The sequence below is a fragment of the Heliophilum fasciatum genome, assembly GCF_004341395.1.
In the GTDB taxonomy this organism is placed as follows: domain Bacteria; phylum Bacillota; class Desulfitobacteriia; order Heliobacteriales; family Heliobacteriaceae; genus Heliophilum; species Heliophilum fasciatum.
The window spans coordinates 24,975-46,770 of record NZ_SLXT01000010.1 but is presented as its reverse complement, the minus strand read 5'-3'; the positions used below and the strand labels follow the sequence as shown (position 1 = coordinate 46,770).

Annotated in this window: 23 protein-coding genes; 3 read left to right on the top strand and 20 right to left on the bottom strand. The window is 51.9% G+C overall.

Annotation, left to right across the window (positions count from 1 at the left end):
* Nucleotides 1-22: 22 nt before the first annotated feature.
* The gene (locus EDD73_RS15445; protein WP_279222097.1) at nucleotides 23-877 is read left to right on the top strand and encodes a methyl-accepting chemotaxis protein; all 855 of its coding nucleotides are present in this window, start codon (nucleotides 23-25) and stop codon (nucleotides 875-877) included.
* 27 nt (nucleotides 878-904) lie between these two features.
* Nucleotides 905-1,438: a nitroreductase family protein gene (locus EDD73_RS07060; RefSeq protein WP_131919088.1), complete on the top strand. Its 534-nt coding sequence runs from the start codon at nucleotides 905-907 to the stop codon at nucleotides 1,436-1,438.
* A 97-nt stretch (nucleotides 1,439-1,535) separates the two neighbouring features.
* On the opposite strand, the gene EDD73_RS07055 is transcribed toward EDD73_RS07060, so the two are convergent.
* Complete coding sequence (locus EDD73_RS07055; RefSeq protein WP_131919087.1) at nucleotides 1,536-1,964, bottom strand: CBS domain-containing protein; 429 nt, start codon at nucleotides 1,962-1,964, stop codon at nucleotides 1,536-1,538.
* A 165-nt stretch (nucleotides 1,965-2,129) separates the two neighbouring features.
* Complete coding sequence (locus EDD73_RS07050; protein ID WP_131919086.1) at nucleotides 2,130-2,378, bottom strand: AbrB/MazE/SpoVT family DNA-binding domain-containing protein; 249 nt, start codon at nucleotides 2,376-2,378, stop codon at nucleotides 2,130-2,132.
* Between the two features lie 218 nt (nucleotides 2,379-2,596).
* On the opposite strand from EDD73_RS07050, the gene EDD73_RS14855 reads away from it, so the two are divergent.
* Nucleotides 2,597-2,737, top strand: a complete 141-nt coding sequence (locus tag EDD73_RS14855; protein WP_165876362.1) for a hypothetical protein — start codon at nucleotides 2,597-2,599, stop codon at nucleotides 2,735-2,737.
* Nucleotides 2,738-2,795: 58 nt separating this feature from the next.
* Here the strand turns inward: EDD73_RS14855 and EDD73_RS07045 are convergent, their stop codons facing one another.
* The 18 genes from EDD73_RS07045 to EDD73_RS06965 form a co-directional block, all read right to left on the bottom strand.
* A complete protein-coding gene (locus EDD73_RS07045) occupies nucleotides 2,796-4,238 on the bottom strand; it encodes a U32 family peptidase C-terminal domain-containing protein (protein ID WP_131919085.1) in 1,443 nt (480 codons plus the stop codon).
* Nucleotides 4,228-5,289: an endolytic transglycosylase MltG gene (gene mltG, locus EDD73_RS07040; RefSeq protein ID WP_165876368.1), complete on the bottom strand. Its 1,062-nt coding sequence runs from the start codon at nucleotides 5,287-5,289 to the stop codon at nucleotides 4,228-4,230. Before mltG ends, EDD73_RS07045 begins: the two co-directional genes overlap by 11 nt.
* 75 nt (nucleotides 5,290-5,364) lie before the next feature.
* The gene (locus tag EDD73_RS07035; protein ID WP_131919083.1) at nucleotides 5,365-5,643 is read right to left on the bottom strand and encodes a DUF1292 domain-containing protein; all 279 of its coding nucleotides are present in this window, start codon (nucleotides 5,641-5,643) and stop codon (nucleotides 5,365-5,367) included.
* Nucleotides 5,644-5,750: 107 nt separating this feature from the next.
* Nucleotides 5,751-6,167: a Holliday junction resolvase RuvX gene (gene ruvX, locus EDD73_RS07030; RefSeq protein ID WP_131919082.1), complete on the bottom strand. Its 417-nt coding sequence runs from the start codon at nucleotides 6,165-6,167 to the stop codon at nucleotides 5,751-5,753.
* 73 nt (nucleotides 6,168-6,240) lie between these two features.
* Nucleotides 6,241-6,510, bottom strand: coding sequence for an IreB family regulatory phosphoprotein (locus EDD73_RS07025; RefSeq protein ID WP_406567186.1), 270 nt, complete (start codon nucleotides 6,508-6,510; stop codon nucleotides 6,241-6,243).
* Nucleotides 6,511-6,604: 94 nt separating this feature from the next.
* Nucleotides 6,605-9,229 carry an alanine--tRNA ligase gene (alaS, locus tag EDD73_RS07020; RefSeq protein WP_243116831.1) on the bottom strand — a complete coding sequence of 875 codons (2,625 nt, stop codon included), beginning with the start codon at nucleotides 9,227-9,229 and terminating at the stop codon, nucleotides 6,605-6,607.
* 137 nt (nucleotides 9,230-9,366) lie between these two features.
* On the bottom strand, nucleotides 9,367-10,398 hold the full coding sequence (locus EDD73_RS07015) for an AI-2E family transporter (RefSeq protein ID WP_131919079.1): 1,032 nt from the start codon (nucleotides 10,396-10,398) through the stop codon (nucleotides 9,367-9,369).
* Entirely contained in the window at nucleotides 10,386-10,553 is a 168-nt protein-coding gene (locus EDD73_RS14850; RefSeq protein WP_165876367.1) for a hypothetical protein, read from the bottom strand. Before EDD73_RS14850 ends, EDD73_RS07015 begins: the two co-directional genes overlap by 13 nt.
* A gap of 20 nt (nucleotides 10,554-10,573) precedes the next feature.
* A complete protein-coding gene (locus tag EDD73_RS07010; protein ID WP_131919078.1) occupies nucleotides 10,574-11,056 on the bottom strand; it encodes a PRC-barrel domain-containing protein in 483 nt (160 codons plus the stop codon).
* Nucleotides 11,057-11,146: 90 nt separating this feature from the next.
* Entirely contained in the window at nucleotides 11,147-12,229 is a 1,083-nt protein-coding gene (mnmA, locus tag EDD73_RS07005; protein WP_131919077.1) for a tRNA 2-thiouridine(34) synthase MnmA, read from the bottom strand.
* Nucleotides 12,230-12,238: 9 nt separating this feature from the next.
* The gene (gene nifU, locus EDD73_RS07000) at nucleotides 12,239-12,613 is read right to left on the bottom strand and encodes a Fe-S cluster assembly scaffold protein NifU (RefSeq protein WP_131919076.1); all 375 of its coding nucleotides are present in this window, start codon (nucleotides 12,611-12,613) and stop codon (nucleotides 12,239-12,241) included.
* Nucleotides 12,614-12,695: 82 nt separating this feature from the next.
* Complete coding sequence (gene nifS, locus EDD73_RS06995; RefSeq protein ID WP_131919075.1) at nucleotides 12,696-13,856, bottom strand: cysteine desulfurase NifS; 1,161 nt, start codon at nucleotides 13,854-13,856, stop codon at nucleotides 12,696-12,698.
* 39 nt (nucleotides 13,857-13,895) lie between these two features.
* A complete protein-coding gene (locus EDD73_RS06990) occupies nucleotides 13,896-14,348 on the bottom strand; it encodes an RrF2 family transcriptional regulator (protein WP_131919074.1) in 453 nt (150 codons plus the stop codon).
* 126 nt (nucleotides 14,349-14,474) lie between these two features.
* Nucleotides 14,475-15,713 (bottom strand): putative DNA modification/repair radical SAM protein, encoded by a 1,239-nt coding sequence (locus EDD73_RS06985; RefSeq protein ID WP_131919073.1) that lies wholly within the window; start codon nucleotides 15,711-15,713, stop codon nucleotides 14,475-14,477.
* Nucleotides 15,701-18,124 (bottom strand): two-component system response regulator, encoded by a 2,424-nt coding sequence (locus tag EDD73_RS06980; protein WP_131919072.1) that lies wholly within the window; start codon nucleotides 18,122-18,124, stop codon nucleotides 15,701-15,703. Before EDD73_RS06980 ends, EDD73_RS06985 begins: the two co-directional genes overlap by 13 nt.
* A gap of 6 nt (nucleotides 18,125-18,130) precedes the next feature.
* A complete protein-coding gene (locus tag EDD73_RS06975; protein ID WP_131919071.1) occupies nucleotides 18,131-20,992 on the bottom strand; it encodes a PAS domain S-box protein in 2,862 nt (953 codons plus the stop codon).
* 155 nt (nucleotides 20,993-21,147) lie between these two features.
* Nucleotides 21,148-21,477: a thioredoxin gene (trxA, locus tag EDD73_RS06970; protein WP_131919070.1), complete on the bottom strand. Its 330-nt coding sequence runs from the start codon at nucleotides 21,475-21,477 to the stop codon at nucleotides 21,148-21,150.
* Between the two features lie 29 nt (nucleotides 21,478-21,506).
* Nucleotides 21,507-21,776, bottom strand: coding sequence for a metal-sensitive transcriptional regulator (locus tag EDD73_RS06965; protein WP_131919069.1), 270 nt, complete (start codon nucleotides 21,774-21,776; stop codon nucleotides 21,507-21,509).
* Between the last annotated feature and the right edge of the window lie 20 nt (nucleotides 21,777-21,796).

Sequence of the window (21,796 nt, the reverse complement as noted above, 5' to 3'; positions counted from 1 at the left end):
CAAAGTTTATGGAGGAACGACGATGATACTGGATACACAAATGGCCGATGAGATTGTGAGACTCATCTATGACATGACGGGGTATCACGCCATCTTTTGTGACCCCAAAGCCACCATTATCAGTGATTCGGCTCGCCAACGGATTGGCCTTAAACATTTGGCTGCCCAAAAATTAATGTCGTCCACCATAGATATCCAGCGTATCTCCGCAGCGGAGGCCGCTGCATCGGGCGGCACGATGAAGGAAGGGATTTGCTTCGTCCTTAAGGATAAGGGGCAAAAGCTTGGTTGCCTGGGCATCGCCGGCTCGATTGATATCGTCGAACCGATGGCCAAGGTCGTTTCCGGTCTTTGTTTAAAGATGTTGCGCGAAAAAGAGATGCAGCAATCCCTCTATGATCTGGTCAACAAGATGAACGATTCTCTGTTACGGACCGTTTCATCCATGCAAGCATTGGCAGTCGGCTCCAAAGAACTGACAGCCAACAGTGAAGCCGTGACCACCGTAAGTAGAGATGCAGCCAAGCATGTTCAATCCAGTGCCAAGATCTTGGCCTTTATTCAACGTGTCGCCAATCAAACGAAACTCTTGGGGCTCAATGCATCAATTGAAGCTGCTCGTGCCGGTGAAGCCGGGCGCGGCTTCAGCGTGGTTGCCAATGAAGTCGGTAAGCTCGCCGAAGAAAGCAGTCGCTCCGCCCGCGATATCGGTGAAGTACTTAGCCAGTTCCAAGTGTCCATCGATCATGTTACCCGTGAAGTGATGCAAATAGGCAAAGTCATGGAAGAGCAAGCCCAGATCATTCTGGAGATTACCAAGATGATTGAGGAATTGCGTCAATATGTACAGCAAATGATGCAATGGTCCCATCACTAACTCCATCAAGGAGGTATTGTACGATTCATGCTTGATGTCATCAAGGACCGCGCCAGTTTACGGGCCTATCGTCCCGATCCGGTTCCGTCGTCCGTCATCACTGAGCTACTGGAAGCCATGGGCTGGGCACCGTCGGCCCGCAATCGTCAGCCCTGGCAAGCATTGGTTGTTCAACAACCGGAAGCGCTGGCCCGTCTTCATCAGACGCTAGCCGCCGGCAATGAGTGGGCGGTCAAAGCGCCGCTGGCCATTGTGGTTCTCGCCAATCCCGCCGATGATGCTATCGTTGACGGCAAGCCCTACTACCTTTTTGACTGTGGCCTGGCCGTGCAAAACTTGTTGCTCCAGGCAACGGCGGCCCATTTATGTAGCCATCCCACCTTAGGTTGGGATGAGCAGGCCATCAAAACAGCCTTCGCCATCGATGATGCATTACGTGTGCTTTGTGTGGTCTTTCTTGGTTATCCCGGTTCGTCCGATAGCTTGGATGAAGCCACCCGTGCCAAAGACGCTCTGCCTCGCCAGCGTAAACCGCTGGAATCATGGGTTCGTTACCTGTAAATCCTGTTTTCTTGATCGAATCTGCCAAAAAAAGCCGGGGATCATCCCCCGGCTTTTTCCTATCTTCACTGTTCGCTTGCGGATCGACAATTCCCCATCAGTGCGTATCGGTTTCGGAAATTTGTGAAAGCGCATCGCCCGCTTCGTTTTGATAGATGTTGCGAATGGCTAAATCGCCAAGGGCAACGATACCGACGAGTCGATCGCCTTGCACAACAGGCAAGCGCCGGATCTGCCGATCCGACATGATCCGCGCGGCTTCATGAATATCCATATCAGGACTGGCCGTGACGATGCCGCGGGTCATCGTGTCATTCACCGGCGAACTGCTGACGTCATGACCTTCTGCAACAGCACGGATGATGATATCGCGATCGGTAATAATACCGACACAACGACCGTCATCGACAACCGGTATGGAGCCAATATCCAGATCGCGCATGATGCGGGCCGCTGTTTCTAAGGTATCCCGTGACTTGACGGTCATGACATCGCCAGTCATGATCTGCCCTACTGTTTGATGCATGTTATTCCTCCTCCCTAGTGGTTCACTAGGTAGGATACCTGTTTCCCATAAAGGTCATGCAAAGATTCGGCAACGAATTTCCCCACCATTATCCACCACGAATGGTTTTCCAAAGGGAAAAGCAGGACTAAGCCTGCTTTTTTTCTTTGCCGATGCAGTTGTTCGTTAGCTGACTTGATGAGCCATCTCGAGAGCGCATTCTTTACAAACGACTTTACCGCGGTAGTTTTGGACGCCGTCAGCGCTGCCGCAGAAAACACAAGCCGGTTCGTATTTTTTTAGAATGATCTTTTCTTCATCCACGTAAATTTCCAGACCGTCTTTTTCCGCAATGCCCATCACACGACGCAACTCCATCGGAATCACTACGCGTCCTAACTCGTCAATTTTACGCACAATACCGGTTGATTTCATAAGTAAACGCCTCCCCCTTTATTATTCTTCGACAAGTTTCTTGCTTGTCTTTACTATAACGCCCATAGTATGTACTGTCAACCTGTTATTTCCATAATGTCTCGTTTTTTGTTAGCTTTTTCGCACAAAAATTGACGAAATTATTATCCTTATGGGAATGCATAGATATTCCATTTCGTGGAATACTAGAGGCAAAACCAATAAAGGAGTGTTAGTCAGTGGATAACGAGACCATGGAGACCAAATCCAACCCTGTACGCGGTACCTCCTTTGAATTCTTAGGTATCGGCTGGTGGGTGTGGCATATCTTCGCGATCGCCGTTACCTTTTATCTCGGCCACTTGTTTTACCCGCGATAAACCATCTCCATATTTTCCATGAAAAAAAACCTGGCCATTGAGCCAGGTTTTTTCATGTTTATTCCACTGTTTCGCCGATCGTTACGTTGTCACCAAAAATCTGTACCGGCCATGGTAAGGTGCGCAGAATCCGCAAGACTTCTTCCCGCGTGTCCGGGGTGGTACGGATCAACAGGAGTCCCGCTTCTTTATCGACGGTTGTCGGCACACCGAGATGACCGAAACCTTCCAGGAATATATCTAAATAAAAGATATGGGCTCGATCGACGGCCACTTGGATAAAGGACTCTTCCCCGCCGGCTTTCGGGCGACGAACCAGGTCAAAGGGTTGGACGGGGCGACGAACTTTCAGTTGGATCCGTTGGTGGGGCCGCGGCGCTTTTTCAATCACTTCGCCCGTTTCTTGATCGACCATCTCATGAGCGATCAAGAGAAAGGGCGGATTGCTTGGCCCGACGATTTCCAGGAGATCACCGCTGACGATGCGGTTGCGCACTTCAATCGTCGCTTGCTTGGTAACCGGGTTATAATCTTGGACGAGACCAACAAAGTCGTATTCGCGCTGCTCCGTCTTCTCCGTATCTTGGCCGGGCCGGCCATAGAGAAAACCGGTAGTGTATTGCCGGTGGCTGATCTTGGTCAGTTCATCCCACCACTCCGGTGAGATGCGCTTGGAGCCCTTTTGCAGATACCGATCCAGTGCTTGCCGGTAAACGCGGGCAACCGTCGCTACATAGTGAACGCTTTTCATGCGGCCTTCAATTTTCATGCTGTTGACGCCAGCTTCACAAAGCTCCGGAATGGCTTCCAGCAGGCAAAGGTCACTAGCATTGAAGATATAGGAGCCTCGTTCGTCTTCTTCGATGGGAAAAACCATGTCAGGACGCTTTTCTTCCACTAAGCCATAACGCCAACGGCAGGCTTGCGCACACTCGCCCTTGTTGGCCTGGCGGCCTGTCAGATAATCGCTGATCAAGCAGCGCCCGGAGTAGGACATGCACATGGCACCGTGAATAAAAACTTCCAGTTCAATGTCAACTGCTTGGCGAATTTGGCGAATCTCTTCGATGGAAAGTTCCCGTGCCAGAACAATACGCTTCACGCCTTGCTCGGCCCAAAAGCGAGCAGCCGCAGCGTTGGTTACGTTAGCTTGAGTGGAAAGGTGAATCGGCAGATCGGGCACGGTGCGCTTGGCGATGGCCACCACACCGGGATCAGCCACAATGATTCCGTCGGCTTGGGCTGCCGCCAGTTGCTCCAGATACTCCGGCAGCCCGTCCAGATCACGGTTGTGGGCAAAAATATTAACCGTTACATAGGCTTTTTTGCCTTGTTGGTGCGTATATTGAATCGCTTCGATCAGTGATTCACCGGCAAAATTACCGGCATAGGCCCGTAGGCCATAGGCTTGGCCCCCCAGATACACAGCGTCGGCGCCATAGTGAAGCGCCATTTGTAGTTTTTCCCGGTTGCCGGCCGGTGCCAGAAGTTCAACGGACATATTGTTTCACAGCCTTTTCATGTTCAGCAAGGGTGCGGCTAAATTGATGGTACCCGTCGCCTTTGGCTACAAAAAAGAGGTAGTCTACATTAGCCGGGGCGAGCACGGCTTGTAAACTTTCACGGCCAGGGTTGGCGATCGGTCCCGGCGGTAAGCCGCTGTATTTATAGGTGTTATAGGGTGACTCAATCTCCAGGTCTTTATAGTACAACTTGGCTTTCGGCTGATCCAGGAGGTACTGGACCGTGGAACAAGCCTCCAAACGCATATTCTTTCCCAGGCGGTTTAAAAAAACTTTGGCAATCACCGGGCGCTCTTCAGCCTTTTGGGCTTCCCGTTCCACCAGCGACGCTAAGGTTACTGTCTCAGCCACGGTCAAGCGACTTTGCTTGATCTGTTCACGTACCTGCGGCGTCATCTCCTGATCAAACCGATCGACCATCATGCGCACGATGTCGGTTTCCGTCGCCGTCCGGGCAATGCGATAGGTAGCCGGAAACAAAAACCCTTCCAAGCGTTTTGGGTTGTTTGACGGCTTCGGCAGGTAGGCTGCTTCAAACTCCGTTTTCATGAGTGCTTCGCTCCACTCGGCCGGGTCAACGATGTTGCGTTCCACTAAGAGACGGGTAATCTGGCTGAGGGTATATCCTTCGGGAATCGTCACCGTATCGACGCGCGTCTTGCCTTCTTTCAAGATATCCACGATTTCCGGAATCGAAAGGGCCGCCCGTAAATTATATTCGCCGGCTTTGAGCAGATTGGTGTCTTGATTGCGTGTGTATAGTCGAAAAGCCAAGGCGCTGCGAATCAGCTTTTTTTCGGCGAGCATTTCACCCACATCGGCAGCACTGGTATTCGGGGGGATGACCACGGCGATTTCCTCCGCACCATCGGCCCCGAGAGGACTTAGCTGCCATTGATATGCACCATAGCCAACGCCCATGATCAAATGCAATATAACGAAAAGGGCGACAAGAAAGCGGAGCGGCCGCTTTACGGTGCGACGACGCTGGGAAGTGGTTATGTTCGGTTTTCCTTTGGGAAAAGGCACCACCATGAGCCTCCTTTCTGCGGGAGAGGCATTGAAAAAGCCACCATAATGCGGTGGCTTCGTGCGTGACACTTATTATTTGTCTTCTTCATCGTCTTCTTCGTCATCACTGATTTCTTGCCAATGATCAGCGACTTTTTCCCACTCTTCATCGTCTTCAATATGACTGAAAACTTCTTCACCGTTTTCTTCATATTCAACACGCAAGATAATCGCTTCGTCTTCTTCATCTTCGAGGGGGAGAAGAATGACGTACTCTTTTCCTTCGACCTCGATGCGATCCAACTCTTCGAATTCCATTTCTTTGCCTTCTTCATCGGTTAGGACAAGGATGTTTTCTTGATCTTGTTCCATCCGCTTATCACCTCGATTCGATTCCTATTGCCATTTTATATCAGACGGATCCCATTGTCAACGCGATCCCTCTTCAGTATTGCCGTTTATGCATATTCATAAACGGACTAAGGCCGGCGATGACCGTCAAGATAGTTTTGCAGTATCAAAACAGCGGCCAGTTTATCGACGACTTGCTTGCGCTTGGCCCGGGAGACATCACCTTGCAACAGGGTCTTTTGCGCCGCCACCGTCGTTAAGCGCTCATCCCAATAATGAATCGGCCGTTGCACCTTATCAGCCAACTGTTGTCCGAAGGCACGGATGATCTCCGATTTGGGACCATAGGTGCCGTTCATGTTGCGCGGCATACCGATGACGATCGCTTCCACTTCCCACTTGTCCACTAGCTCACGCAACTGTTCCAGATCGGTTTCCAGACGGGAGCGGCGCATCGTTTCGATGCCCTGGGCCGTCCAACCGAGCGGATCGGAAATGGCTACGCCGATGGTCTTGGTGCCTACATCAAGGCCGAGGATACGCATAGGATCGCTCCTTAAGCAAAAAGGATCGCCATCGCTCCGCCTGCAGGCAGCGATGAACGATCCTTGCGTTACATTATTTCAGTTCCGATTGGCTTGGGTGTCCTTCTAGGTAAAAGCGCACCAATTCTTCCAGCAGATCGTCTCGTTCCAAACGGCGAATCAAGCTGCGAGCATTACGGTGACTGGTGATATAAGCGGGATCGCCGGACAGTAAGTATCCCACCACTTGGTTGATCGGATTGTAGCCTTTTTCTTTTAAGGCGCCATAAACAGTGTGCAAGATGTCGCTCGCGGCCACGATGTCGTCCTGTTTGGCTCGAAACATCATCGTTTGATCATGCATATCATTCCCCATAGGCTCACCCCCTACGAATCGACTGTGACTTGCTGTTTGTTTTTCTGCACCCAACGTCGATTTCCTTTTTTTTAGCGCACAATTATGCACCGAGTTGGTTTTTGATCACCTGCTTGGCCGCTGCCAACGCATCCATGACTTTTTCCGGCTGTTTTCCGCCGGCTTGGGCCATATCGGGGCGACCGCCACCGCCGCCGCCGGCTACGCGGGCCGCTTCTTTAACGATGTTGCCGGCATGGACCCCTTGACGCACTGCATCGGCCGTTGCTGCGGCAACGAGATTGACTTTGTTATCTACAACAGCCGCCAGGATCAGCACGCCTGTACCAATTTTCGCTTTGAGCAGATCGGCCATCTGGCGCAACGCATCCATATCCGGCGCTTGTACCTGCGCCGCCAACACGGTCACTCCCGCTACGGTCTCGCCGGTGGCGAGGAGATCGTCGACTTGATAGCGGGCCAACCGGGTCAGCAGTTGTTCGATTTCACGGTCTTTGTCACGGAGAACTTGCTGCAACGCATCGACGCGCCGGTTCACATCGTTCATGGGCACTTTTAATTTTTCCGCCAGCGTACGAACCGTTTCCTCTTGGCTGTTCATGTACGCCAGGGCGGCAGAGCCGGTGACGGCTTCTAAGCGGCGCAAGCCGGCACCGATACCGCCTTCAGCGACCAGTTTGAACAAACCAATTTGGCTGGTATGGCCCACATGGGTACCACCGCAAAGCTCCATCGAGTATTCGCCCATGGAAACCACGCGGACTTGGTCACCGTATTTTTCACCAAAAAGGGCCGTTGCACCGGCGGCCCGGGCTTGTTCCAATGACGTTTCTTCGGTGTTCACCGGCAAGTCGGCCAGCAATTGAGCGTTCACACGGTCTTCCACGGCTTGCCATTCTTCGCGGGTTAAGGGCGAAAAATGAGCGAAGTCAAAGCGCAGGCGGTTTTCTTCGACAAGCGAACCGGCTTGGTTCACATGTTCGCCGAGCGTTTCTTTGAGCGCTTTGTGCAAGAGATGGGTGGCACTGTGGTGCCGGGCGATGGCTTCACGACGGGCACCGTTCACTTGTGCCGTCACCGCATCGCCGGTCTGCAGCGTTCCCTTTTCGATAATACCGATGTGCACATGGAGCGCACCGGCCATTTTTTTCGTATCGACAATGCGTACCACCGTGTCTCCGGCGGTGATGATGCCTTGATCGCCCGTTTGCCCACCTGATTCCGCATAGAAAGGTGTTTCGTTCAGGACGATTTGCACTTCTTCCCCGGCCTGCGCCTCCGTAACTACTTCCGTGCCACGAACGATAGCCTGGACGGTGCTTGTTGCTTCCAACGCTTGATACCCGCTAAAACGGGTAGCCCCTTGCTGGCTGTAGAGTTCACTCCAGAATTCCATGCCGGCACCGTAAACCGTATCTTGCCGGGCCGCACGGGCACGCTCCCGCTGCTCATTCATGGCTGCCTGGAAGCCTTCTTTGTCGACAGTCAAGTCGTTTTCTTCGGCAATATCTTCGGCCAGATCGAGAGGGAAGCCGTACGTATCGTACAAGGCAAAGGCCTGACGACCGGGCAACACCGTGCTGCCTTCGGCCTTGACTTTATTGACCATTTCGCTGGCGATGCGCATGCCTTCATGGAGCGTTTCATGGAAGCGTTCTTCTTCGATTTTGATCACTTTTTGGACAAAATCGTTTTTTTCACGAATTTCCGGGTAAGCATCTCCCATCAGTTGCACCACCACAGGTACGATGGTGTACATGAAGGGGCGATCGATACCGAGGACTTTACCAAAGCGAACCGCACGGCGCAAAATCCGGCGTAAGACATAGCCGCGGCCTTCGTTGCCCGGCAACACACCGTCGGTGATTAGGAAGGTACAAGACCGCACATGGTCGGCGATCACCCGAAAGGGAAATCCGCGATCATCGCGGTGATAAGCTTGTCCCGACAGTTCTTCCACAAAAGCGATCATGGGGCGAATCAAATCGGTGTCATAGTTGGAGCCTACGTTCTGCAAGACCGACGTGATGCGCTCTAAGCCCATCCCGGTATCAATGGATGGTTTGGGCAGCGGCGTCATCGTACCGGTTTCATCACGGTTATATTGCATAAAAACGAGGTTCCAGATCTCTAACCAGCGATCACAGTCACACTTACCGATCGCGCATTCTTCGGCATCGCAACGCAGGTGTTCGCCGCGGTCGATGAGGATCTCCGAGCAAGGACCACAAGGACCGGTGTCCCCCATGGACCAGAAGTTGTCTTTTTCGCCAAGACGCAAAATGCGTTCAACGGGCACCCCGATCTCATCGCGCCAGATGGTGAAGGCTTCTTCGTCATCAAGATAAATGGTAGCGTACAGTTTTTCTTTGGGCAGCTTGAATACATCGGTCAGCAATTCCCATGCAAAGCAAATCGCATCGTTCTTGAAGTAGTCGCCAAAAGAAAAGTTGCCGAGCATTTCAAAAAAGGTATGGTGCCGGGCCGTGCGTCCCACGGTGTCCAAATCGTTATGTTTTCCCCCAGCGCGCACACACTTCTGCGCCGTTGTGGCACGCACATAGGGGCGCTTTTCAAAACCTAAGAATACGTCTTTAAACTGGTTCATGCCGGCGTTGGTAAAAAGCAACGTCGGATCGTCATGGGGAACCAGCGATGAACTTGCCACAGCCGTATGGCCATTTTGGGCAAAATAATCTAAAAACATCTGCCGTACCTGGGAACCTGTGTAGGACAAGAGTCACGCCTCCTCGCCAATATCAGCCAAGCCTACTATCGATTTCGACAGCAATCCAAAATGTACTATACCCTTCCCCATTCCCGGTGTCAAGGGATGACAAAGGCTTAGACAATGGCCCGTAAGAAGACGTACCGGACGATTACCCTACCTACGGCCACAACCGGTACCGCCAGGAGCAGGCCGACGATACCAAAGAGATGCCCACCTGCCAATAATGAAAAAATGACCACCAGCGGGTGCATACCCACTGCGTCGGCCAAGATTTTCGGTGAAATAAAGTTGTTTTCCAGTTGCTGTACGATCACGATGACACCCAGTGCCGAGAGGGCCATCTTCGGCGAATCCAGCAACGCAACGATGATCACCGGCGTCAAACCGATTAAAGGGCCGAAGTAGGGGATCAAGTCGGCAATGGCCGCGATCACGCCGATAAGTAAGCTGTAATTCATGCCGATCAAGTACAATCCCAGCGATGTCAAGGCACCAACGATCAAGGATACGAGCAGATAACCTCGCAACAGCCCTCGCAGCACCCGATCGATCTCGGCGGCCACGGCGACCACATGGGGCCGCAGCTGATGGGGCGCCAGACGAGCTGTTCCTTCCGCCAGCGCTTCGGCATCACGAAGCAAGTAAAAAGCCATGACAGGAATCAACACAATATCGAGCGCATTGGCTCCAAGTATCACGACACCGTCCAAGATCCGCCGCACCGCCGTCAGTACCGCCGTTTCACCACGGGCAACGGTCTCACTCCACACTTGCTGCAACCCCGGCGGGAGGCCGGCCATGACCATCTGGTGTTGCACCGCTTGGATCCACCGTTCCACTTCCGCCGTATATTGAGGCAATTGCTGGGCCAAATAGTTGAGTTCGGCCACCATCGGCGGCAAGCCGTAGGTAATCGTGCCGCCGATGATCGCCGCGAGCACTGCGTAAATCACCAGGATGCTTGCATTGCGCGACAAACCGCGCCGCTTCTCCAACCAACAAACGGGGGGATAAAGCAAGTAGGCCGCAAAGCCGGCAATGAAAAAAGGTGTAAACACAGGCCTTACGGCCACGGCAAAGGCCATCACGATCAGCACAGCGGCGATCAACAAGCCAATGCGCCCGCCTCGGCTTAGCCCTGCCAAAGCGCGTCGGCCTCCTCAAAAGCGATCAAAGCGCCATCTTCAGCGACTTGAAAAATCTGATTCCGGTCATTAAATTCAACAAAGCAATTCCAGCAGTAAAATTGGTTAACGCCGACTTTGCCGATTTGCTTGCTGCCGCAGACAGGACAGTCCACGGTCCTTCCCCCATTCCTACCTAGGAACCAAGCTGCCACGCATCTTGCCAACGATCGGGGATCTCCATTCGCCCCGACTGCCAACCACGCACATCGGACCACGGCACATGCAACCGTCCCGTCAGCATGTCCTGGGTCCAACCATCGGTCACTTCCACGCCGAGCAATTGACCCGTCGCCGGATCAATGAGCACGTCGCCCACTTTGCCCATTGCATGACCGGTCGCGGTGACCACGGGCGTGCCCGTCAGTTCTTTGACAGGTACCGTTGGCCGAACATGAACCGTTGTTTGCGGGCAAGGGTCGCCTTGCATGTGAACGGCATCGCGATCGATCTGTACTTGCGGCCACCGGAGGCAATCGCCGCCTCCTTGCGCCGGCTGGAGAACCACAGCCGTTACGCGGGCTTCCGCTAAGTCTACAAGCAGATCTTGCACATGAGCGATGGTTTGTTGAGTTGCATTGCACACGGGTAACTGTACGATGTCTCGACCTTTACACATGTCGCCACTCTCCCGTGTTATCCAAGATTGGCGCAGCGCACGATCCTGGTGACAGGATCTAGTCTTGACAAATTACACAAAAAATATCGCTTAGCAACTCTTATCAATCGTTCCGCCACCGAGCACCCAGTCGTCATGATAAAAAACAACGGCTTGTCCCGGCGTAATCGCCCGCTGGGGACTGGCAAATTCCACACGCACCCGATCTGGCCCCAAAGGATGAACGACGGCCGCCGCTGGTTTTGCGGCGTAGCGGATCTTGGCCAGCACTTCCCGAGGCCCCTGCAGCGGCTTTTCATCGATCCAAGTAAGTTCCGTCGCTTCCAGCGCTGGTGCATAGACATCGCGATCGGTGCCGATGATCACCGCATTGCGCTCCGGGTCGAGGGCAACTACGTAGGCCGGAAAACCTAAGGCAATGCCGAGACCTTTACGCTGACCGACCGTGTAAAAGGGTAAGCCTTGATGCATCCCCAGTACTTGCCCGCCGGTGCTGAGAAAGGGCCCCGGCGCAAATTGCTCCTCCGGAAAACGACGGCGCAAAAATTGGCGGTAATCGTTGTCAGGAACAAAACAAATTTCCTGGCTGTCCGGTTTTTCGGCAATCTGAAAGCCCAGTTGCGCCGCCCGGGCGCGAATCTCGGGCTTCGTAAAGGAGGCCACAGGAAACAAGGTATGGGCCAATTGGTGCTGGTTCATCATGTAAAGAAAATAAGATTGATCTTTGCGCTGATCCTCGGCGCGGCCTAGGCGATAGCGCCCCGTCTCCGGATCGACATCAATGCGCGCATAGTGGCCCGTAGCCAGCTTTTGTGCACCGAGCCCCAATGCTTTGGTCAGCAATTGCTCAAACTTGATCACACGATTACAGACAATGCAGGGGTTCGGCGTGCGCCCCGCCAAGTATTCGCGGCTAAAGCTGCCGATCACCGCTTCTTCAAAGCGATCACGAAAATTGACCACATAGTGGGGAATGCCGAGTTGATCGGCAACGCGCCGGGCATCTTGAATCGTCGCCAGTGAACAACAGCCGCCCGATTCATCGGCCGGCATATCGCTGGGCCAGATCTGCATGGTCACACCGATCACGTTATATCCTTGTTCAAGCAAAAGAGCGGCGGTTACGGAAGAATCCACACCGCCGCTCATGGCTACGACTACCGTCTCTTGCACAAGCTCACCTTAACCTTGCTCGCTTTTATTCTTGTAGTCCTTAATCGCTTCATGCAACGCATCAGCAGCTAAGTTGCTGCAGTGCATCTTGTTGGCCGGCAGTCCGCCCAACGCTGATGCGACATCTTTGTTGGTCAACTCCAGCGCTTCTTCGATCGTTTTGCCGATCACCATTTCCGTACAGATCGACGAAGTGGCAATGGCGGCGCCGCAGCCGAAAGTTTTGAATTTGATGTCTTGAATCACGTTGTCTTTGACATCGATATAAATTCTCATGATATCGCCGCAAGTAGGATTGCCCACTTCACCGACACCACTGGGATTTTCCAACTGGCCGACGTTGCGAGGATTGGTGAAATGGTCCATCACTTTTTCCGTATACATAATTAGTCCTCCTCATTTGCTCCCCCGGTTGCATCCTACCTGGAGGCTGTTTTTTATTTTGCCAACCGATTGTCCGGTCCGATTATTTTTGATTGTACAGCGGCGACATAGAACGCAGGCGCTCGACCACAACAGGCACTTCGCGCAGTACATAATCCACATCGTCTTCGGTATTGATTCTACCCAATGTTAAGCGCAGTGAACCGTGGGCGATTTCATGGGAAAGGCCGATCGCCAAAAGCACATGAGACGGGTCCAGCGAACCGGACGTGCAAGCCGAACCGGAAGATGCCGCAATCCCTTTGAGATCCAAGGAAAGCAGCAACGACTCCCCTTCAATATAGCGGAAGGATACATTGACATTGGTAGGAATCCGCTCGGTCCGGTGACCGTTAAGCCGGACTTCCGGGATGGCCGTCAAACCGTCGATCAAACGATCACGAAGTTTCGTCAAGCGGTCTGCTTCGGCAGTTAAGTCGCGCTGCGCGATCTCTGCCGCCTTACCAAAAGCCACAATGCCCGGCAGGTTTTCCGTTCCCGGCCGCCGCCGCCGTTCTTGTCCACCGCCATGGGTAAGCGGTAGGATGCGACTACCCCGCCGGATATAAAGAGCACCGACACCTTTTGGTCCATAAATCTTATGGGCCGAAAAGGAAAGCAGATCAACACCCAATTCATTGACATTGACCGGTATTTTGCCGACCGATTGTACCGCATCGGTATGGAAAAGTACGCCTCGTTCTTTGGCGATGCGCGCCAATTCCGCAATCGGTTGCAACGTGCCAATTTCATTGTTGGCATGCATGATCGAAACGAGAACGGTGTCTTCCCGCAACGCTAGAGCCAAGTCTTCCGGACGGACCCGACCTTGATCATCAACCGGCAAGATCGTCAAATCATAGCCCGCTTTTTTCAGCACTTCGCAAGGGTATAACACGGCATGATGCTCAATGGCCGAGGTGATAATATGTTTGCCCTTTTTTTCTAACCCTTTGGCCACGCCAAGGATGGCCATATTGTCCGCTTCGGTGCCGCCGCTCGTAAAAAAGATCTCTTCTGGTTGCGCACCGATCAGCTTGGCGACCGATGTTCGGGCTTCTTCCAGCCTTTTCTTGGCATCACGTCCCCATGCATGAACGCTGGAAGGGTTACCATAATGGTTGGTCAAAACATCCGTCATCACAGCAATGACCTCGGGATGCAACGGTGTGGTTGCCCCGTGATCCATATATACCTGTTGCATGGTTAATCGCTCCTTCGATATTAGCTTTGATCATCAATTTTAGATGTGATACATAAAGGAACCTTCTACATATTTTGCCTTTTCCGCTTCTTCACACATATCGGCTAAGGTGATCGAGTCAATGACCTGTTCGATAGCATCACGCACTTTAGCCCAAACTAAACGGGTGACACATTCCGGTGAACGACTGCATTTATCTTGCACATCATCATTGACGCAATCCACCGGAGCGACCGGTCCTTCCAACACGCGGATGATATCACCGACGGTGATTTCCTCGGGAGAGCGTGCCAGCAAGTACCCGCCTTGAGGCCCGCGCAGGCTGTTGACCAGTCCGGCTTTACGCAAGACAGCCATGATTTGCTCCAAATAGTGCTCGGAAATGTCCTGTCGGTCTGCTACGAGCTTCAGCGAAATGGGGCCTGGTCCATGATGTTGCGCAAGATCAAACATTGCTCGCAGACCATATTGCCCTTTCGTTGAAAGTTTCATCATCTTACACCTCTATATCGCTACAGTATTCCTATATCTACACTTGGTTTTATTGATAGTAGTCTAGCATAGCACTCGGGATTTGTCAAAGCAAAAAATAAATCCTTCGGCAGCACACCGAAAGATTTAAAAGAGACTCAATTGTTCCCCTGCCGCCGCTGGGGTTGACGTACCAACAAGCTTGCGGCGGATGGCCATGGCATCAAAAGCGGCTTGCCCATAGTACCGACCTTGACAGGTGATGAAATAGCGTGCCCGCCGTAACACCACACCGATACGTTGGAGATGCTCAAAGTGGATCGTGCCCATGCGTCGAGCCGCTACGATCCGGCGGGCCGATTGCACGCCAATACCGGGAACGCGCAGCAATTGCGCATAGTCCGCTTGATTGATTTCCAACGGGAAAAAGTGCAGATTGCGCAGTGCCCAGCCGGTCTTGGGATCAACATCCAGATCCAAATAGGGCTGCGCCGGGTCAAGCAACTCATCGGCACCAAAACCATAAAACCGCAACAACCAGTCAGCTTGATAAAGACGATGCTCCCGCTTCAAGGGCGGTGCCGTGAGCGCCGGCAATTTGGGATTATCAACAACCGGAACGTAGGCCGAATAGTACACACGCTTGAGCTGAAAGCGGCGATACAGCCCTTCCGCCAGTTGACATATACGCCGGTCATCTTCAGTCGTTGCACCGACGATTAACTGGGTGCTTTGTCCGGCCGGGACAAAACGCGGCGCCCGCCGAAAGGTGCGTCGTTCTTCCCGGTTGGCCGTGATTCCGTGATTGATCTGGGCCATCGGCTGCAAGATGTGCTCACGCTGTTTTTGCGGTGCCAGCAGTTGTAAGCTTTCCGCCGAAGGCAGCTCAATATTGACGCTCATCCGGTCAACAAACTGTCCCGCCGCTTGGATCAAGCGCTCATCGGCCCCGGGAATCGCTTTGAGGTGAATATAGCCGTTGTAACGATGCACCTGCCGCAACTGGCGCACAGTGGCCAGCAACTTTTCCATCGTATAGTCAGGACTGGTATGAACAGCGGAGCTAAGAAACAGTCCCTCGATATAGTTGCGCCGGTAAAAACCAATCGTCAACTCCGCAATTTCTTCCGGCGTAAAGGTCGCTCGGGGCACATCATTGGAGCGTCGATTCACACAAAAGGCGCAATCATAGCTGCACACATTAGTCATGAGAATTTTAAGCAGTGAGATGCACCGCCCATCTTCCGACCAGGAGTGACAGATCCCGGACAGCGTCGCATTACCCACCATACCTTTACGTTTTCCCCGGTCCGAGCCGCTTGATGAACAAGAAACATCATATTTGGCCGCTGCCGATAATATGGCCAATTTTTTTAACGTGTCCATAATTGTTTTTCCCACATCGTTGTGATGATCTGAGAGCTTGCCGAAGAACCAAAATAAGCCCCTTGCGCCTCCTGGCAGTTTTCTTGGATTAACCATTGCGCAGTCGCTTGATCCAGCACCCCGGCAGCGATGACGCGCCGTCCTAAGCGCTGCATACCGTAGATCAAGGTCACCAGGAGATGGCCCTTTTCCGGAGAGTGCAGGCAAGTTTGAATCAAATTTTCATCCAAGCGAATCGCATCAAAACGCTGCTGAAACAAAGAGGCCAAGCTGTGCTGCCCAGCAACCCGTGTCAAACAAGTCGTAAAGCCGGCTTTGCGATACTGCTCAACAGCACAAAGGGCTGCTTCTTTGTGGTCTACAACGGTGCTGGGTACGGCAATCTCGATCTGCGCCGGGTCCAGCCCGCTTTCCCAGACAATGCGCCGGAATTGCTCCGGTAACCGTAAATTGAGAAATTGCGCCGGTGCCAATTCCACCAAACCACGCAGCGGTACCGGACCATCAGACGACCATTGCTTGATTTGCTCACTGACCTTCGCCACAATGCGTCCTGCTTCTTGGGTTAACCATTCCTCGGTGTAATAATGAGTTAACAGATCAGCAGTCAGCGACCAGCCGCCTTCGGACTGCGGATAAAGCGCCTGCCCCTCAAAGGCCAGCAGTTTCCCGCTGGCTAATGCGATGATCGGCGCGTATTCCATCACAAAATCCATGGCACCAGTACGCAAGATGGCACTCTTCTCATCAATCCCATCAGCCATTTTTTCGGCGAAAAACTGGTATTTGTTGCGTCCGCTTTGCTTGGCCCGATACATGGCCGTGTCGGCATGGTTGATCAATTCAGCTACAGTTTTTCCGTCCTGCGGATACATGGCAATACCAATGCTGGCTGTTGTCTGGATAATATGGCCTGAAAGCTGCCAAGGTACGCATAGCGCTTCTAACACTTTCTTGGCTACGACAGCAGCATCGTCGGACTCGGAGATATCGGGCAAGATGACCGTAAATTCATCACCGCCCAATCGTGCCACCGTATCGCTTTCACGCAAGCATGAGCGCAACCGCCGCGCTACCCCTTGCAAGAGTTCATCGCCGATCATATGTCCATAGATGTCGTTGATTTGCTTAAAGCGATCCAAGTCGAGAAAAAAAACAGCGAGCTTGCGTTTGTTACGCAATGCCAGCGCTACGGCTTGATGCAAGCGATCCAGAAATAAACTGCGGTTCGGCAAATCAGTCAATGCGTCATGATAAGCTTGATACTGGATACGCTCGTGGGCTTGCTTTTGTTCGGTAATGTCATGAAATACGGCCGCATACTGTATCGTTCGGTCATAATCGTCTTTAATCGCACTGATCGTCAACCAAACGGCGTAAGCGGCACCATCTTTGCGCCGGTTCCAGATCTCGCCTTCCCAATAGCCGCTATTTATCAGAGTATCCCAAAATTCCCGGTAAAACTCACGATCATAACGACCGGATTGCAAGATCCGTGGCGTTTGACCGACGACTTCATCTTCCGTATAGCCGGTGGTATTGCAAAAACCGCGATTCACCGATTGGATCCGACCTTTTGAATCGGTAACCATAATGCCTTCTGCCGTATGTTCAAATACTTTCGCGATCATGCGCAACCGGTGTTCTGCTTGCTTGCGTAAACTGATGTCATGAAAAATGGCTACCGTTCCGGAGATGACACCGGCCGTATAGTACGGTGAGGAAACAAGCGCAACCGGAAAAACAGTACCATCGCGGTGCCGGAAGTTGGTCTCCTCCACGTGCGGCACCGGCATCGCTTCATCGGCATAGAGATGCTTCTTCTCCTCTTTCTGCTCTGCCTCTGCGGGCACACGGAAAAGATCATTCACCGGTTTACCCAGCAGTTCTCCTTCGCGCCATCCCAGCAACCGTTCCGCTTCCGGGTTCATGAATACCAGAATTCCCTCTTGGTCAACGACATAAACGCCGGCCCCCAGGGCACTGGTGATTCCCCGCATCTGAATTTCACTGGCAATCAAACTTTCCTCGACAGCACGGGCATGGAACAGGCGTTGGACTTTATGTCGCAACACTTCGAGATGAATCGGTTTTTTTAAATAATCATCAGCACCGGCAGAAAAAGCACGCTGCACCGAATTTTTATCATCGAGCGCAGTAACCATCAAGATGGGAACACGGTCGCCACCAGGCAATTTGCGTAGCTGTTCCAATGTCTCGAACCCATCAAGAATGGGCATCATTACGTCCAGCAAGATCAAATCCGGCATTTGTTCCTGCGCTGTCTGCAATGCTTCTTTGCCGTTTTCCGCTTCAATCACCCGAAAGCCTGCGTGCTCCACCGTACGTCGCAGCATCAACCGAACCACTGGATCATCATCAACAATCAAGATTGTCTGGTTTTGCTTCATCGATTCCTACTCACCTCGCTGCTTCCGAGACAATGAAATCTGCTCTAATTCAACCATGACTTGCCGATATTCTATGTTGGATTGCGCCAGCCATGATTCCAAGTTTCCCCCTCTTTGGTTTTTGGCTTCGATTTCGATTTCGCGATAAATCTCCGACAAGGCAACGGCACCGATATTCAGGCATTCGGCTTTCATCGCATGGGCTTGCGAGATAATCAGGGGCAGATCTTTTCGCGATACAGCTTCCGCCAAAGCCGCCATCCGCTCCTTCATATCCAAGGAAAAAAGCTGAATCAGTTGGATGATCACATCCGGTTGGCCATCCAGTTGCAGCTCTGAAAGTTCATCCAGTACACGGCGATCGATCGTTCCGGATATCGTTTTGGAATAATCCGACAGACTAAACGGGTCGGTCGTAGTGGTGTTATGCATCAGATCAAAGGGAACAATAAACCAAAAAATGGTGCCCTCTCCCTCGGTACTGCTAAAGCCAATCTTTCCGCCCATCGATTCGACCAAACGCTTCGCAAAAACTAAGCCTAATCCCGTCCCACCAAAGCGGCGTGTAGTCGAACCATCCACTTGGGTAAACGGCTGAAACAGTTTTTCCTGGTCCTTCTGAGCGATGCCGATTCCCGTATCCTCGACTTGAAAGCGAACTTCCATTTTTCCATCCACTTCGGCGATGGGCTCAACCAAAAGCCGTACCGAACCGACCGCGGTAAACTTAAGCGCATTCCCCAGCAAATTCAATAAGATCTGCCGGATACGCCAAGGGTCACCAATCACCCGTTTCGGTAAATGGGTAGCAAGAGCCAATTCCATCTGCAAACCTTTACGTGTGGCCTGAGCAGAAAGCGAATCTTTCACTTCCTGGATCGTTTCGGTCAGCGAAAAGGGTGTATGATCGATCTGCAGTTGACCGGCTTCGAGCTTGGAAAAATCCAAGATATCATTCACCAAGTTCATCAAGTTTTCGCCGGCCCGGTACACTGTTTTCGCCATTTCCCGCTGTTCCTTGTCCAAAGTCCCCTCTAGCAGCAACTCGGTCATTCCTAAAATCGCATTCATCGGTGTGCGGATTTCATGACTCATATTGGCCAAGAACTCGTTTTTTACTTGGTTGGCCGCTTCGGCCATTTGCTTAGCAGCGTAAAGTTCATTCTCTGCCTGCTTGCGCAAACTCACATCACGGGCCAAGAAAATCGCATCGACGGCTTGCCCTTGCTGATCAAAAAGAAAAGTGATGTTGATTTCCAACCAAAAATAGGTGCCGTCGGCATGGCGATAGCGAAACTCACATTGCTGCCGGCTCATGGACTGTTTCGCCATACGTACACATTCGGTAACAGCCGGCGCATCTTGGGGGTGAATACGCGCCAGAAAGTCCTGGTCTTTTAAGTCATCCGGTTCTAAACCGAGCACATTACGGGCAGCCGGATTGACATAACGGACATTCATCTCTCCATCGGTCTGCACAATCAGATCGGAGGCATTATCGGTAATCCGTCGCAATCGTTCTTCACTGTCGTGAAGTGCTTTTTCGGTTTGCCGGCGTTCCGTGATATCGGATTTAACGGCAATATAGCGAATGATCGCGCCTTGATCATCGATAACCGGCGTAATCGTCATTTCTTCAACATAATAGGACCCGTCTTTGCGCCGGTTGATCAGTTCACCGCGCCACACATGGCCGGCACTGATCGTCTGCCACAGTTGTTGATACATCGCCTGCTCATGACGTCCGGACTTGAGGACACGAGGCGTTCCGCCGATGGCCTCCATTTCGGTATAACCGGTTAATGCGGTAAAAGCAGGGTTGATCCATTCAATTACGCCTTGGCGATCAGTAATGACGATCGCATTCGCCGCCGCCGAAAGGGCTGCCGCCTGCCATTTACTTTGCCATTGCCGAAAGGATGCCGTCAACGACAAGGAAGCACGCTGTGCAAACTGCTCCAGTTCCCGGATAATCTCCCCGTTAAAATGCCCTTGATTTTTGGCACAAATATTTAAGGCACCGATCGTTTCTCCACCGGCCGTTAATGGCAAGGTTACGGAATAACGAAATCCAAGGCCAAGCATGCGTTCACAATTGGTGCAATAATCAGCTACGCCGGCATCGTGAACGCGCAAGGCAATGCCATTACGTAAAACGGCTACCGTTGGACCGGCACATTCCGTATCTTCATCCCAGCAAAGGCGTACCTCTTCAAGCAGTTGCACATTAACACCGGCATGGGCACGAACACTGAGGGTGCCATCAACATTGCGGATACTGATCCAGGCTACCGGAAAATCATAAACAGCAGTGATATGCTCGCAAATCGCCGTCAGCACTTGATCGATCGATTCTTCTTCCAATACGCGGCGGTCGATATCGCGCAAGACTGCTTGGGCTTCTTCCGTTCGTTTTGCTTCGGTAACATCATGAAAGAATACAACCCAACAGGCTTCTTCACGAAACTGCTTTTTTTTCGCAATAAACTCAGCGATTAAAACTGTCTGATCTTTTTTGCGCAACCGCAATTCGCCGCGCTGCTCATCACTGTTTGACGGTAGAAAAAAAGCGCATCTTTCCGAAATATCCAGGGCATCCCATTTCATCCGTTGTAATTCTTCTTCGCGATACCCTAACCACTGCTCGGCCAGCCCATTCGATGCCCGGATGGTGTATGTATTTACGTTGAAAATCACGCAAGCTTCCGGGCACAACCGAAACAAGGCCTCAAACGTAGCTTCTGAAGCCGCACTGGCACCGTCTTGGGAACGTGCCTGACATATTGCATAATAGCAACCTATGCCCAGCCCAATGCCGATCACGAGCATCATTAAGCCAAAATAAAGCGTCTTGTCTGTTATCATCATATCGGTATCCCCCAACTGGATTACAGAACGATATCGCTACATTAAAGTTTCGACTAAATTATACATCTCTCCTGCTCTAGTTAAATAGTGATATTTTTTTATTTAAAATTAAAAACCGAGACACCATGTGCCTCGGTTTAAAGGTATTTTTAGGATTACAGCGCTTTCTCGATCATTGCAGCCAGTTCTTGCTTCGACTTATAACCAACCGCCTTGTCGACGATTTGGCCGCCTTTGATCAGCACCAATGTCGGGATCGACATGACATTGTACTCGGAAGGAATCTGACGGTTCTCGTCAACATTCAGCTTGCCAACGACAACTTTACCGGCAAACTCATTGGCAATCTCATCAATCACCGGAGCGATCATCCGGCAAGGACCGCACCAAGAAGCCCAGAAATCCACCAATACAGGTTTATCGGCTTCCGATACAACCGATTTAAAATTCGCATCCGTTAATACTGCTACATTTTCACTTGCCATTGAAACATCCTCCTTATCTTCTTAGCCACTCACTCCGAAAACTTGGATAGTTCGCCCAGTAACTTTTCCATAACCTGTTCTTGCTCAGTAGTCATAGGAACGTCACCCAAGCATTTACGCGTCTGATTCATGACAATGATCGTCCCTACTCGATTGATGGCCGCACGCACAGCAGTAACTTGCACGAGGATGTCGATACAGCTTTGCTCCTCATCAATCATGCGTTGGATACCCTTGACTTGACCTTCAATCTTTTTCAGGCGGCGGAGCACTGCTTCTTTTGAGTGGGTACAATTCACAACGCCACCTCCGGATAGCT

What these genes read in the sequence shown, in the direction of transcription:
- EDD73_RS15445 (WP_279222097.1), top strand. Translation starts at nt 23, where the DNA reads ATGATACTGGATACACAAATGGCCGATGAGATTGTGAGACTCATCTAT.
- EDD73_RS07060 (WP_131919088.1), top strand. Translation starts at nt 905, where the DNA reads ATGCTTGATGTCATCAAGGACCGCGCCAGTTTACGGGCCTATCGTCCC.
- EDD73_RS07055 (WP_131919087.1), bottom strand. Translation starts at nt 1,964, where the DNA reads ATGCATCAAACAGTAGGGCAGATCATGACTGGCGATGTCATGACCGTC.
- EDD73_RS07050 (WP_131919086.1), bottom strand. Translation starts at nt 2,378, where the DNA reads ATGAAATCAACCGGTATTGTGCGTAAAATTGACGAGTTAGGACGCGTA.
- EDD73_RS07045 (WP_131919085.1), bottom strand. Translation starts at nt 4,238, where the DNA reads ATGTCCGTTGAACTTCTGGCACCGGCCGGCAACCGGGAAAAACTACAA.
- EDD73_RS07035 (WP_131919083.1), bottom strand. Translation starts at nt 5,643, where the DNA reads ATGGAACAAGATCAAGAAAACATCCTTGTCCTAACCGATGAAGAAGGC.
- ruvX (WP_131919082.1), bottom strand. Translation starts at nt 6,167, where the DNA reads ATGCGTATCCTCGGCCTTGATGTAGGCACCAAGACCATCGGCGTAGCC.
- EDD73_RS07025 (WP_406567186.1), bottom strand. Translation starts at nt 6,510, where the DNA reads ATGCATGATCAAACGATGATGTTTCGAGCCAAACAGGACGACATCGTG.
- alaS (WP_243116831.1), bottom strand. Translation starts at nt 9,229, where the DNA reads ATGTTTTTAGATTATTTTGCCCAAAATGGCCATACGGCTGTGGCAAGT.
- EDD73_RS07010 (WP_131919078.1), bottom strand. Translation starts at nt 11,056, where the DNA reads ATGTGTAAAGGTCGAGACATCGTACAGTTACCCGTGTGCAATGCAACT.
- nifU (WP_131919076.1), bottom strand. Translation starts at nt 12,613, where the DNA reads ATGTATACGGAAAAAGTGATGGACCATTTCACCAATCCTCGCAACGTC.
- nifS (WP_131919075.1), bottom strand. Translation starts at nt 13,856, where the DNA reads ATGCAACAGGTATATATGGATCACGGGGCAACCACACCGTTGCATCCC.
- EDD73_RS06990 (WP_131919074.1), bottom strand. Translation starts at nt 14,348, where the DNA reads ATGAAACTTTCAACGAAAGGGCAATATGGTCTGCGAGCAATGTTTGAT.
- EDD73_RS06985 (WP_131919073.1), bottom strand. Translation starts at nt 15,713, where the DNA reads ATGGACACGTTAAAAAAATTGGCCATATTATCGGCAGCGGCCAAATAT.
- EDD73_RS06980 (WP_131919072.1), bottom strand. Translation starts at nt 18,124, where the DNA reads ATGAAGCAAAACCAGACAATCTTGATTGTTGATGATGATCCAGTGGTT.
- EDD73_RS06975 (WP_131919071.1), bottom strand. Translation starts at nt 20,992, where the DNA reads ATGATGATAACAGACAAGACGCTTTATTTTGGCTTAATGATGCTCGTG.
- trxA (WP_131919070.1), bottom strand. Translation starts at nt 21,477, where the DNA reads ATGGCAAGTGAAAATGTAGCAGTATTAACGGATGCGAATTTTAAATCG.